We start from the raw sequence: 13,468 nt of genomic DNA, 5'->3' as shown, positions 1-13,468 counted from the left end.
CTTATATGGCAAGAAATAGGATAACAGGTAGAGAAACACAGAAAATGCAGGAATATACGCAGGAACGGATCGCTCAGGCAGAGCGTAGAGATATAGAGTTTTCAACAGATGTAAAAGAACAGATTTTTGAATATGCGAATCTGATCGGCGAGGAAGAGAAAGTTAGGGCTTTGGTAAGAAATCTGGCAGATGCAGTGAGCCGGGCAGATCAAGAAGGTGTAGAGGATTTGTTGGATGACGTAAGAATGGATATTCAGGAACTGCCGGATCCAACCATAGGTAAGCTGGAATTACGTGACTATGGATATATGGAAGAAGATATGGTGCCACTTAGAAAAGAAGCAGCCTTGGATTATCACAGAATGGGTTCTAAGATTTATTGCCTTGGCAGTGATGGCATTAAAGGTGAATATGCGAGTAGAGAAATGATACAGGCACACGACGGTTTGTTTGGAATGGAATCGCAGATGTGGGAACGGATTAAGGATAACAACCTGGATTATGCAGAAGAAAATTTAGGAGCATTTCAGGAGCCTATGAGTGTCATTGAGCAGGAAGAAGCACTGAAATTATACGATGCAGGAGCAGATATCTATCTGATCACTAATTTTTCATCACCTATGTATGTCACAGAACGCATGGAAATTGAACGAGGACCGGAGCATTATCAGATGTCTATGACAGAACTGGAGCGTTTCCGTAACCTGGAATGGGAAATGCAGAAATATCCACAGATTCAGTCTTTGAAAGAAGCAAACCTGTTGTTAGGAACAAGAAGGACATTTGGAATTTATCAGATCCGAGATGATTCACCGGGTGAAAACTATGCATTTATGAATATGAGTTTTATTGAAAGTCATGGTGTGCAGATAAAAAAAGAAGATTATAAGCTGGTCTATGTTGGTGAATTATCAGGAAATATGTCACTGGAGGATATTTTTGAAAGGTTCAACATTGACAGACCGGAAGACTTCCGTGGGCATTCCCTGTCTGTCAGTGATATCGTAGTTCTGAATGACGGGAAAAAGGTAACTGCCCATTTTGTAGACAGTATCAGTTTTGAACAGCTGGATTCTTTCCTGAATCTGGAAGAACAGCTTCTTAGTGAACTGGCATATGAGGTAGGAGAACGTTACTTTGCTATTCAGAGAACAGAAGAAGGATATGATTATTCCTTTTACGATGAAGATTTCCGCTTGATGGATGGTGGCGTTTATGAGAATGATGAAATTTCTATTGAAGAAGCGGCGGAGGAACTTTTGGAAGACGAAGGCTGGACTGGAGAACGCATCCGTGGAGATTATGATCGGTTGATGGAGAAAGTAGAAGAAATGGATGAAGTTGTAATGGCAGAGATTCAGAAAAGCCAGGGCGAATATAAGCCACTGGCAAAGGTGGAGGAACTGGAAGAAGCAAATTATAACATGATTGATAACGTCCTCAACAATATGCCACCGAAGAAAGAACCATATCTGGAATACTTTGCGGCAGAATGCGATGAGTTCCATGATATGGGAGCTTATGAAAAAAGTACCGATGTTAATCAGATAGCTGCAGTCTATGAAAAATACAGGGAGCATCCAAAAACTGCGTATCTTGGATGCTCAATGGGAATTATTTATCGTGATCCGGAAGACAGTTACTATGATGAAGCTGAATTTGCAATCGTTAAAGGAAATACAGTACTTGGAAATCTGATGGACGATGTTCGATTTTATGGAGAACTTGCACTGGTACGGGAAGGGATTGAGAAAATTCATGAAGCATTACCTGACTATAAGTACGTTCCGATGCGGGATGTTCGAGAAGCAATGTATCCAGAGAAGATGACCACAGAACAGATGGCAGAGGCACTGGATGAGATTGCAGAAGCTTTTGATCCGTATGAGTACCGGGATAATGTGGAGAGGGGAGAAAATACGGTACAGGAAGTAATGCTGGATTTGCGAAGCGGGAATATTTATTCCTATATTTCGTATTTGAAAGATATTGTAGACGAAGAATGCGACTTGTCTGTTCGTGCAGGTGTATTGATTGAAAGGCTAAAAGCCTATGAACCGGAACTTCCAAAAGATATGCAACCAATGGTGTATGTGAATTATTGTGAGAAAAGTGAACCGGGGAATCCAAGATGCCAGAAGTTATCTGATTTGGATTCCAAAACCATAGAACAGGACAAAGTCTGGTATGCTGATCGTGATCCAAAGACTAACGAACCAAAAATGACAGCACAGATGTTTTTTACAGTATATTATGCTGAGAAGGGCGACAAGATGCTGCATCATTTTCAAGGTAAGATAGATATTGGTACCGGAAACGGCGGTATCATCAGTCAGTTAAAGATGCAGAATGAAATGAAATTGACAGATGAAAGCTGGATCAGCTACCAGCAAGGAAAAGGCAATGAAGAGTATCAGAAGTATATGGAAGATCTGACAGATATGCAGAATCATGTACTGCCGTATCTGCAGAGCTTTTGCAGCCTGGAAGAAAAAGGTGTGAAGGAGAGACGAGAACAGCAGGTAGTAGAGAAAAATGAGAGCAGAGAAGCTGTGCCAAGAACTGGCGGTGAAGCAAATATAGCAGTTAAGGATGCGGGGAAAGCTGAAAGAAAGGCAATAACAGGAAAAGAGAAGAAACCGTCGATCCATGAACGCTTGGAAATCAATAAGAGAATCATCCAGGAAAAACAGGGAAAAGATGAGCCGGAGAGAGGAGCTGATTTGAGTGTAAGGATGGTGTAGTATAAGATAGAATGGAGTCGGAGGTCACAGATAACAATGTGGCTTTCGGCTTTTTGTTTTGAATGATTATGCTTCAAACTTTTATGTGATAAACGTAACTTGCTGTGATATTATAAAAATGATATAAGTGAAAATGACTTTTGCGGAAAGGAAAGTATCTTTATTTTTTTATGTGTATGCTTCCTATTGTGGAAATGAATACTTGCAAAGTTGATAACTAATATTTTTCTGCTATTACAGGTGCAATAAGAACATGTAATAGCGGAAATGAGGAATAGTTACTTGTAGATAGAGAAGTATATTGCGGATAAAATAACATCTCTATGTGAAAAGCGTGATATCAGTAAATGCAGATTATCGCAACTGTCGGGAATTTCCCAGTCGTCACTGGGAAGAATCATGGCACAGGAAAACCTGCCGTCGCTGATCACACTTGAAAAATATGTACAGCTTTGGGCGTGACATTATCGTAGTTTTTTCAGGAAGATAATTCAGAGAATCTGACAGAAAAACAGAAAGAAGTTCTAGGGATATGGAACGATCTGAGTACAAATGAGCAGGAAACAGTAATGTCAATGCTGCGTGGACTTCGGAAGTAGAAGAACAGTTCGGGTATATGTATCGGCTGTTCTTTTTTGTTTTTCGGGCGTTAAAACGATAAATTTTTCTTGTGTATAGTTGAGCGTTAAAGTATAGTAAAATCAATTTTTTGCATAAGATTAAAGCTATAATAAGGAAATCGGCAAACCAGATGAAAGTCTGGGACGCAAAGCTACAGGGCCTGTAAAATGGCAGCCAGATGCATAAAATGAGGTGCACTGTCTGTTTGGCAGTGTTTTTTTACGGTGTTATTTCATAGACATAACAATAATGATTTTATCAGGAAAGAATGAGAAAAATAAAAGTATGAAAAAGGCAAAACGATGACTGGCAACAGTGGGAAAGAAGAACGGAGGCTCCGGCCCGGCACATTGGAAAATAAAAAATATGGAAAATAGTATGATAAGTGAAAAGCCCTGCGCAGGACCGGATGTGTTCTCGTGGGGCTTTTCTGCGTCTGATAAAGACAGGTTTTTTGCAGATTTCTCTAAAAACAGGAAAACTGTCAAAAAATATCATACATAGATCAAAAAGACTATATATGGGCGACCTTTTAAAGACGGTTTATATAAAATAGAAGAAAAAAAGGTGGTTGATTCCGTGGATATAAAAACAGCGGTCATATATCGGTTAAACGATCTGATTAAGCAGAAAGATATCACAGTGAATGAAGCGGCGGTGCGCTCAGGCGTCCCGCCTTCAACACTGAAAAATATTTTGTATGGACAAAGCAGGAATGCTGGCGTAGTTACAATTAAAAAGATATGCGATGGATTGGATATTACAATACAGGAATTTTTTGAAGATCCCATCTTTGCAGATTTGGAACCGGAGTTATAGGAACAGGCAAATAATCTTAGGATTCAGATTCTGCAAGATGGTTTTTTTATGGGAGAGGGTTAGAAGAAACTAACACTGGAGGATGAATATGTGTAAAATAGCAATTTGCGACGATGATAAAGAATACAGGGAGAAAATAAAGACGGTCATAGAAACGGAAGGGATTCTGTCTTCGAATGAGATACGGTTTTATGAATATGAATCAGGAAAAGAATTATTGGAAGATGCGGATATTTTGCATGATCTGATTTTTATGGATATGCGTATGCCTGGATTGGATGGAAATAAAACAGTACTGAAGCTGAGGGAATATAATGAAGCAGCGATATTGGTGTTCTGCTCCGGCTGTTTTGAACTGACTCCTGACAGCATTAATGTTGGACAACCGTTCCGGTACATCATGAAGGATCTGCATGACAGAAGTCTGAAAAAGGAAATACCTATGATTTTATTAAAAGTGAAATTGTGCTGTGGAGATTCTTCCGTGACAGTTACATCGGCGGGAAGGATAATGCGCATCCATACGGAAGACATTTTATATATCTGTCTGGCGAAAAGGGGCTGTACGATATACATTGCCAGACAGGGAAAGATAGAAGAGATGCATTGCAAGGAATCTTTAAGTGATCTGTATGAGTGTCTGGCCGGAAGGGGATTTGAGTATGCACACAACAGCTATATTGTGAATTTGGCAAAAGTGGAAGGATTGGAAAAGAACGTTGCGTTGCTGCCGTTTGGAATCCAGTTGAATGTTTCGAGGTCGAGAAAAGGACAGTTTGCCGACGCACTGATAACATTTCTTGGGGAAAGGAACGGCATGGTATGATAATAAGAGATTATTTGATTTGTCTTCTTCAGATGTATCTGTTGGAGGACTTGGAAAAGAACATACTCCCATACAGAAGAGAAAGATTCTGGGAAAAATTTCTCGTATATTGTATCGCAGCACTGGCAATGTTCGGAACCAACCGCCTGGAATCCTCAATACTTAATATGGTAATGATTCCGGTAATCTATATGATCGCGTCTATGGTTGTGTTCCGGGGAAATATATGGAAGAAGCTGGTTACGGTATGCTGCTATTATGTGCTGGCAATTATTCCCGAATTTCTCTTTGCGGCACTTACGAATGCATATGGCGTGACTGGTGCGTCCGAGGGCTTCAGGACTGAAACAGAAAAGACATTAGCACTCCTGCTGATGAGTACCATGACATTTCTGTTTATTAAATGCATTAATCAGGTAACAAGGAAAAGGGATTATCTGACGATTGAAAATAAAACATTTACAGTGCTGCTCATGCTGCCAACCGCAACGATCGTTATGTTAGGATGTATGTTTTATTCGCACACTTCTTTTGAAGGAATGAACAGGGTCATGGTTCCGGTAGGAGCTTCGCTTCTGTTAATGACGAATATCTTCATTTTCACAGTATTTGACAGGTTTGTAGAAAAATCAGAAGAAGTGAAGAAGATGGACCGGCTATACCAGAAAAGCAGGGCGGAGATTGCCAATCTGCAGTATATGAATAAGGTTAATGAGGATAACAGAGCATTCTTACACGATATAAATAAATTTATCTGTACAGTAGCCGGCTTGATAGAAGAAGGAGAGAATCAAGAGGTTAAGGACATCATGGAACATTTAGGCGTCCGGATTCAGAATCTTCAAAAAAGTGTATATTGTGAGCATCCGATCTTGAACAGCATCCTATGTGAAAGAAAATTTCTTGCAGAATCTAAGGATATATCCTATAGGATTACCCTGGGTAATGATCTCAGACTGGATTTTCTGGAAGAGTTGGATTTGATCTCGATCGTAGGGAATCTTTTGGATAACGCACTGGAAGCGGCAGAAAAGACAGAAGATGGCAGATATGTGGAATGCAGGATGTATATGGGAAACGCGGGGCATTTCCTTGTCATGGAATTTTGCAATGGGTATGTCGTCCCTCTGTTAAAGGACAAGGACAGGTACATAAGCACCAAAAGAGACGCGGACAGTCACGGGATCGGACTGCACACGGTTGGAAAACTGGTCAAAAAGTATGCGGGAATTATGCGAGTGGAGGCAGGAGAACGGGAGTTCTCTGTTAAGCTGATCTTTACAATCAAATAAGGACGTGCAAAAATCGCCCAAAAAGTTACCGTTTTTGCCACGGTAATTGAAAAGAGGGCGATTTTTGTGTAAACTTTCGGAAAAAAGGAGGCTTTGTAACTATGAAAAAAATAATCAGAAAAAACCTGGGAATCAAACTGCTTGGAGCTGTAAACTGTCTTGCACTCTGCTTGACGGCGTATACGGCAAATCTGGCGTGCAACTGGCTGTACTATCAGGAAGATGAGCCGGAAGAAGTTAAGAAAATGAGGAAATTCTAGTGTGGAAAAAAATGGCTGGTCGGCTTTTTGAACTACAAAGCAGGAATGGGATTCTTGAAGAGAAAGACCGCAGGCTGTATGAATATGCTTACGGCGTACTGCTGGGCAGGGTGGTAATATACCTTATCATCGTCATACTTGGCATCATAACGGGGAATTGGATGGAGATGATAGTCTTTTTATTGCCCTTTACTGTTTTAAGGCAGTATGCCGGAGGGATTCATTTGGAAAAGGCAGGGGGCTGCATGGCTGTTTCCGGTATCCTTGTCCTTCTATGCAGTCTGTATCTGGCGTCTGCTCCGGCTGTAATATGGCAAATGCGGATCATATGGTTTGTCGCGGTTGGCGTTATATTTATCATGGCGCCGGTAGATGCCAGCAGCAAGAAGTTGGATGCGAAAGAGAAAAAAGTTTATGGGATGCGCGCGAGGGTAATTTTAGTTATTGAATGCGCGATAGCAGGTGTTTTTTCTGTGATTGGATATTCCCTGATCGTAAACGGGATTATGGTAGCGCATATTGTTTTGGCGTCTGGTTTAATATTAGGATGGACCAAAATTTTTTTTGATAAAGAGTTAGAGTGAACTAATCCATGATAGGAATAAGAAATACCTGGGAAAAGCGTATTGCAAAAGGATGATAAACAGAACAAAAAGAACATGATACAAGAGGAATATAAAAGTGAATTTGAAATTGATAAAAAATACAGAAAATATCAACAAAGAGAAAATAACCTTGTTCTGCCTGCCGTTTGCAGGAGGCGGCGCGTCTGCTTATAATCAGTGGGCGAAAAAGATGCAGGGAAAAGTAACGGTATGTCCAGTCCAGCTTCCGGGAAGGGAAGAACGGATCATGGAGAAACCGTATATAGATATGCCGGTTATGTTAGATGATCTGGAAGAGGCTGTAAGAGAGGCTGTGGACGGACCGTATGCCTTATGGGGGCACAGTATGGGCGGGAAGATCTCCTATGAGCTGGAAAAGCGATTGGAGGCAGAGGGATATAGAGCGAAATACCTGTTTATTTCCGGCAGCCGGATTCCCAGCATTCCGGAACCGAAGCCAATCTATCATCTTCCGGATGAAGCGTTTAAGAGGGAACTGGGAAGATTTGAAGGGACGCCAAAAGAGATACTAGAGAATCAGGAATTGTTGGATTTCTTTCTGCCTATGCTGCGGGCGGATTTTACCATGGATGAAACGTATTATGATAAAGCGGGAGTAGTGCTGCATACACCTATCTCTGCATTTGGCGGAGAAAAGGACGACGAAGCGGATGAGAGTGCGATCTTGGAATGGGGAAAGTATACGGACAATGATTTTAACTACCGGATATTTCCGGGAGGACATTTTTATCTGAGGGATTGTGAAGACGAAGTAATAAGTGAGGTCATGAGACTGCTTTAGAGAATGAAAAATGGAGATTAAACGATACGGAGAAAAGGAATTTCTGTCAGCAGACAAACTTTATATCCGTGAAAATGAGATACATATATGGTGTATCCGCTGGCCTGAAATGACAGATTTCTGGAAGAACCATGAATATATCCTGAGTGGGCAGGAATTGGAGCAAGCCGGAAGATTCCGTTTTCTTGAAGACAGGATGCGTTATATAGCCGGGAAGGTTGTCGTGCGGATCCTCTTAAAAAGATACTTAGATATGGAAACGATTGATTTTTCTGTCAATGAACTGGGTAAGCCTTATCATAAAAAGATTGCAGGAAAGCGGACAGTGGATTTTAACATTTCGCACTCGGGTGAATTCATACTGGCGGTATTCGCTGTCGGAATGGATATCGGAGTAGATGTGCAGGAGATGGCAGAGTGCCCGGACTATAGGGAGATAGCGGAAAATTTTTATACTGCAGAAGAAGCGGAAGATGTAAAAAATGAAGGACCGGATCTGTTTTTCCAGTACTGGGCGGCGAAAGAGGCATATGTAAAGGCGCTTGGAATTGGATTAGGAAGAGGAATGGATTTCTTCTCTGTCAGAAACGAGAAAATTGCAGAAAAAGATAAGAAAGATCAGGACTGGTTTCTGTATCCGGTCAGGATCAAAGGATATGCTGCGTATGTGGCGGCGCATAAGAAAGGAGACAGATAAAATGGGTTATAAGAAAGATATGGGCAAATATGAGAATCTGGAAGGCTGGGAGAGATGTGGATTTGGAGAACAGCTTGATAGGTGGGCGGAAAAATATGGAGAAAGAATTGCGGTCACGGACAGTGAAGACGAGATCAGTTATATGGAATTAAAGCAAAAAGCAGATTGTCTTGCGGTAGCTTTTCTGCGTAAAGGGATTTTAAAGGGAGACAAAGTGCTTGTGCAGCTTCCGAACAGGATTTCTTTTGTGATCGTGTTTTTTGCGCTTTCCAAGATTGGGGCGGTGCCAATCATGATGCTGCCGGCCCACAGGGAGGCGGAACTGGAAGGAATTATTGAACTGGCAAAGCCGGCCGCTTATATTGTGGTGGAGAAATATCTGGGATTTTCATATGTGCCGATGGCAAATGCGATGAAAGAGAAATATTCATGTATCCGGCATATATTTGTAGATAGCGAATCCGGGGATATCAGTGGAATGATTGCGGAAACGTATGGAGAAAATGGAGCATTTCCGGCTGTGGATGGGTATGAAACGGCGGTGCTTTTGCTGTCCGGCGGGACGACAGGGATTCCGAAACTGATTCCGCGCACCCATACGGATTATATGTATAATGCCCGCATGTCCGCGAAGAGATGCCGTCTGGATAGCAGTGACGTTTATCTGGCGTCTCTTCCGGTAGCTCATAATTTCCCGTTATGCTGCCCGGGGCTTTTAGGCACGCTGGACGTGGGAGGAAAAGTTGTGCTTGCGTCTGCGACCAGCCCGGATGATATCCTTGACGCAATTACAGAGGAAGGTGTCACGATAACGGCATTGGTTCCTGCTATGGTTACTGTGTGCATGGAAATGCTGGAATGGGATGAAGATTATGATATATCCAGCCTGCGGATTTTGCAGGTGGGCGGCGCAATGCTGGAAGATTCCCTTGCGGATAAGATCATTGAAGAATGGCCGTGTAAACTGATGCAGGTATTTGGTACGGCGGAGGGGCTACTGTCCTTTACTAGCCCGGAGGATGAAGGTTCCCTGATCGCAAGATGCCAGGGAACTCCGGTGTCTCCTGCGGATGAAGTAAAGATTGTGGATGAAGAAGATAAGGCCGTACCGGAAGGAGTTTTTGGGGAATTATTATCCAGAGGCCCGTATACGATTGATGGTTATTATATGGCGGAGGAAGCGAATAAAAAGAGCTTTACGTCGGACGGATTTTACCGGACGGGCGATAAAGCTATGTGGACGAAAGACGGAAGGTTACGTTTGGGCGGGAGGATCAAAGAGCAGATTAACCGCGCCGGAGAAAAGATCATGCCTTCAGAGATTGAAGCTTATCTTTGCAGGCATTCGAAAATCAAAGAGGCAGCCGTTGTCGGCGTTACGGATGAAACCCTTGGAAACCGGATATGTGCATTCCTTGTGACCGATGATGAAGCCGGGATCGATTTGCAGGAAATACACAGGTTCCTGCGGGAAATAGGCGTTGCGGCGTATAAAATGCCGGATCAGATAGAACGGGTAGAGACATGGCCGCTGACCAGCGTAGGAAAAATAGATAAGAAAGCATTAGAACGGATGGCGCAGGAAAAATAGAAGGAGACAGAATCATGGAATATATAGAGATAAAGGAACAGATCAAACAAAAGCTGCCGGTAGCCAGAGATTTGGGGGATTCCGAAAATCTGCTGGAGCTTGGGCTTTCATCCCTGACAATCATGCGTCTGGTAAACCAGTGGAGAAAACAGGGGGTTAAGGTTTCATTCGGTTCATTGATGGAAAATCCTACCCTTGAAGGCTGGTGGGCGCTGATCCAGCGCAGCATGAAGAAAAAAGCGGGCAAAAAACGGGCGCAAGAATCTAAGATAACGCCGGAAAAGGATATGAAACAGCCGTTTCCTTTAACAGACGTACAGTATGCATATTGGGTTGGCAGGGATGAAGAACAGGCTCTTGGAGGAATAGACTGTCATGCGTATTTAGAGTTTGATGGGGGAAATATAGATCCGGAGCGTCTGGAAAAAGCATGGAATGTACTGCAGTATCATCATCCTATGCTGCGCGCCTGCTTTTTGGATGATGGAACACAGAAAATCCTGGATAAGCCGTATTGTGAAAAAATAAAGGTTCATGATTTTTCCCGGATGTCATCTGAGGAAGCAGAGGCAATGGCAGTATCTGTCAGAGAACGTTTATCCCATCGGAAGTTAAAGATTGAGGAAGGCGAAGTAGCAGGAATAGAGCTTACGCTTTTTCCTGAAAATAAGGCACGCCTTCATGTGGACATGGCACTTTTGGTTGCTGATGTACAGAGTCTGCAGATATTATTGAGGGATTTGGCATCTGCTTACCGAGGGGAAAACCTGCCGAAAGAATCAAAAGGGTGGAATTTTGCTTCCTATCTAGAACGGCAGAAACAGGAAGAAGGGGAGGAACGGAAAAACGCAGAAAAATACTGGAAGAATCGTTTAGAGCATTTGCCAAAAGGCCCTGACCTTCCATTGGCAAAACGTCCGCAAGAAGTGGAAAAAACGGTGTTCAACCGCAGGATTGTGCGAATCGAAAAGGAAGAATGGGATCATTTGCAAATGCGGGCAAAAAAATACCAGACAACTCCGGCAATGGTTCTTCTTACTGCATATGCGGTGGTTCTGGAACGATGGAGCAGGAATCATTGTTTCCTTATTAACATTCCGTTTTTTAACCGGAAAACAGAGCAGCAGGGGTTAGAGGAAGTAATAGCAGATTTTACTACTCTGTTATTGCTGGAGATTAACTGCGAAGAAAATCCGACTTTTGCGGAATTGTTGGACAGGATTCAGAAGCAGCTTCATGAGGATATGAAGTATACGGCATATTCCGGCGTGCAAGTACAGAGAGACATTGCGCAGATGTGTGGGGACGCATCGGCAGTGGCGCCGGTTGTTTTTGCCTGCAATCTGGGAACGCCGTTGGTAAATGATACGTTCCGGAATGAACTGGGGCAGTTTTCCTATATGATTTCCCAGACGCCGCAGGTGTGGAATGATTTTCAGAGTTATGAAGATGAAAATGGCGTACAGCTTACATGGGACAGCGTGGATGAGTTATTCCCGGAGAATATGATCCCGGATATGTTGGAGAGTTTTGAGATTCTTCTGCATGAATTGGGAAAGAAGGACTGGAATCAGAGATTTGATGTGCTTCCTGAAAAAAGAAAAAGAGAAATTGAAGATACAGCGCGTACAGGAGTGCCGGAGCGTGTGGAATGCCTGCATTGGGCTGTTATGAACCATGCGGAAGTTTGCCCGGAAGATATTGCGCTTATTGATGCGGGAAGCGGAAGATCGGTATCCTATGGGGAATTAAAAGCACGGGCAACAGCAGTGGCGGCAGGAATTTCAGAAAAGGATATTAAGGGCGTCCCGGTTGCACTTACCCTGCCGCGCGGGATAGAACAGATCGAGGCGGCATTAGGAATTTTGCTTTCCGGAAATTCATACCTTCCGGTCAGCTTAAGCCAGCCTAAAGATCGGAGAGCGTTAATCCATGAGAAGACGGGAGTCCGCTATGTGGTCACGAATCGGGAATTATCCGAAAAACTGGACTGGCCGGAAGGTACGGAAATCCTTGTGATGGAAGGTATGGAAGAGGGACAGGAAAATGTGAGACTGCCAGAGGTGTCGCCGAAGGACAGCGCCTATATCATCATGACGTCAGGCTCTACAGGTGTTCCGAAGGGTGTAGAGATTGCGCATGAAAGCGCATGGAATACGGTTCAGGATATTAATGAAAAGTACCATGTAACAAGTGCAGATCGGGCGCTGGCTGTATCAGCTATGGATTTTGACCTGTCGGTATATGATGTTTTTGGAATTTTAGGCGCAGGAGGAACATTGGTATTGCTTCCAGAGCAGGAGAGAAGGAATGCGGATTACTGGCTGGAACAAGTGTTGAAATATCAGATTACCGTTTGGAATTCAGTGCCGGTGCTTCTGGATATGCTTTTGATACGGGCGGAATCCATGAAACAGAAACTGCCGATCAGGGCGGTTATGCTTTCCGGAGATTGGATTGGGATGGATCTCCCGCAGAGGGTTGCGGCATGGACAGAGGATTGCCAGTTTGTCGCTATGGGAGGAGCTACAGAGGCAAGTATCTGGTCCAATTATCAGAATGTTACCCTGCCGATGCCGAAAAACTGGAAATCTATTCCCTATGGAAAGCCACTCAGATATCAGGCATATCGTGTTGTGGATGAGTATGGAAGGGATTGCCCTTACTGGGCAGAAGGCGAACTCTGGATTGGCGGTTTTGGTGTAGCAAAAGGATATAGGGGAGATTCTGCGCTTACGGGGCAGAAATTTATCACAGATCAGTATGGAAGATGGTATCGGACCGGTGATCTCGGAAGAATCTGGGATGATGAGATAATTGAATTTTTGGGAAGAAAAGACCATCAGGTAAAGATCCGTGGACACAGGATTGAATTGGGAGAAATTGAACATGCGATTCAGGAGTTTCCGGGTGTGGCTCATGCAGTTGTTGATACAGTTAGTGATGGTCATGGCAATAAAACGCTGGCTGCTTATATCGGAGCGCCGATACAGGAAGATTCTAAAGTTACAACGTATTTGTACGGCACAGATATCTTTGGCGGAGGCTGGAAAGAACTGAAGGATGATGTCAGCAATTGGCAGATGCAGCAGGAACGGAAGACAGCATACAAAAATTTCCTTGCCTAGGCAGACCAGAGATGTGTACAGCTTATGCTGGAGACACTCATAGAGTTAGGCGTTTTTGTATCAGAGAAGGAAGTTCTTTCGCA

General features: G+C 43.2%; 10 protein-coding genes and 1 riboswitch. All 10 genes read left to right on the top strand.

Annotation, left to right across the window (positions count from 1 at the left end):
* Window positions 1-5 precede the first annotated feature (5 nt).
* The 10 genes from DW904_RS16840 to DW904_RS24160 all read left to right on the top strand — a co-directional run bounded on the left by DW904_RS16840 (window position 6) and on the right by DW904_RS24160 (window position 13,385).
* Window positions 6-2,744 (top strand): YodL domain-containing protein, encoded by a 2,739-nt coding sequence (locus DW904_RS16840; protein WP_118582939.1) that lies wholly within the window; start codon window positions 6-8, stop codon window positions 2,742-2,744.
* A gap of 731 nt (window positions 2,745-3,475) precedes the next feature.
* Window positions 3,476-3,551, top strand: a riboswitch (cyclic di-GMP riboswitch).
* A gap of 393 nt (window positions 3,552-3,944) precedes the next feature.
* Window positions 3,945-4,184, top strand: coding sequence for a helix-turn-helix transcriptional regulator (locus DW904_RS16825; protein WP_008688092.1), 240 nt, complete (start codon window positions 3,945-3,947; stop codon window positions 4,182-4,184).
* A gap of 88 nt (window positions 4,185-4,272) precedes the next feature.
* Window positions 4,273-5,010 carry a LytTR family DNA-binding domain-containing protein gene (locus tag DW904_RS16820; protein WP_117457264.1) on the top strand — a complete coding sequence of 246 codons (738 nt, stop codon included), beginning with the start codon at window positions 4,273-4,275 and terminating at the stop codon, window positions 5,008-5,010.
* On the top strand, window positions 5,007-6,302 hold the full coding sequence (locus tag DW904_RS16815; protein ID WP_005344219.1) for a sensor histidine kinase: 1,296 nt from the start codon (window positions 5,007-5,009) through the stop codon (window positions 6,300-6,302). The genes DW904_RS16820 and DW904_RS16815 overlap by 4 nt, the downstream gene beginning before the upstream one ends.
* 101 nt (window positions 6,303-6,403) lie before the next feature.
* Window positions 6,404-6,562 (top strand): cyclic lactone autoinducer peptide, encoded by a 159-nt coding sequence (locus DW904_RS16810; protein WP_005344225.1) that lies wholly within the window; start codon window positions 6,404-6,406, stop codon window positions 6,560-6,562.
* Window positions 6,562-7,146, top strand: a complete 585-nt coding sequence (locus tag DW904_RS16805; protein WP_005344227.1) for an accessory gene regulator B family protein — start codon at window positions 6,562-6,564, stop codon at window positions 7,144-7,146. The genes DW904_RS16810 and DW904_RS16805 overlap by 1 nt, the downstream gene beginning before the upstream one ends.
* Before the next feature lie 97 nt (window positions 7,147-7,243).
* Entirely contained in the window at window positions 7,244-7,969 is a 726-nt protein-coding gene (locus DW904_RS16800; protein WP_117457265.1) for an alpha/beta fold hydrolase, read from the top strand.
* Between the two features lie 10 nt (window positions 7,970-7,979).
* The gene (locus DW904_RS16795) at window positions 7,980-8,666 is read left to right on the top strand and encodes a 4'-phosphopantetheinyl transferase superfamily protein (RefSeq protein ID WP_118582936.1); all 687 of its coding nucleotides are present in this window, start codon (window positions 7,980-7,982) and stop codon (window positions 8,664-8,666) included.
* A gap of 1 nt (window position 8,667) precedes the next feature.
* The gene (locus DW904_RS16790) at window positions 8,668-10,257 is read left to right on the top strand and encodes an AMP-binding protein (RefSeq protein ID WP_118582933.1); all 1,590 of its coding nucleotides are present in this window, start codon (window positions 8,668-8,670) and stop codon (window positions 10,255-10,257) included.
* A gap of 14 nt (window positions 10,258-10,271) precedes the next feature.
* On the top strand, window positions 10,272-13,385 hold the full coding sequence (locus DW904_RS24160) for an amino acid adenylation domain-containing protein (RefSeq protein WP_243110462.1): 3,114 nt from the start codon (window positions 10,272-10,274) through the stop codon (window positions 13,383-13,385).
* The last annotated feature ends 83 nt before the right edge of the window (window positions 13,386-13,468 follow it).

The sequence above is a fragment of the Ruminococcus sp. AM42-11 genome (assembly GCF_003480145.1).
Lineage (GTDB): Bacteria > Bacillota > Clostridia > Lachnospirales > Lachnospiraceae > Blautia_A > Blautia_A faecis.
The sequence above is the reverse complement of the archived record's forward strand: the minus strand, read 5'-3'. Positions and strand labels throughout refer to the sequence as shown.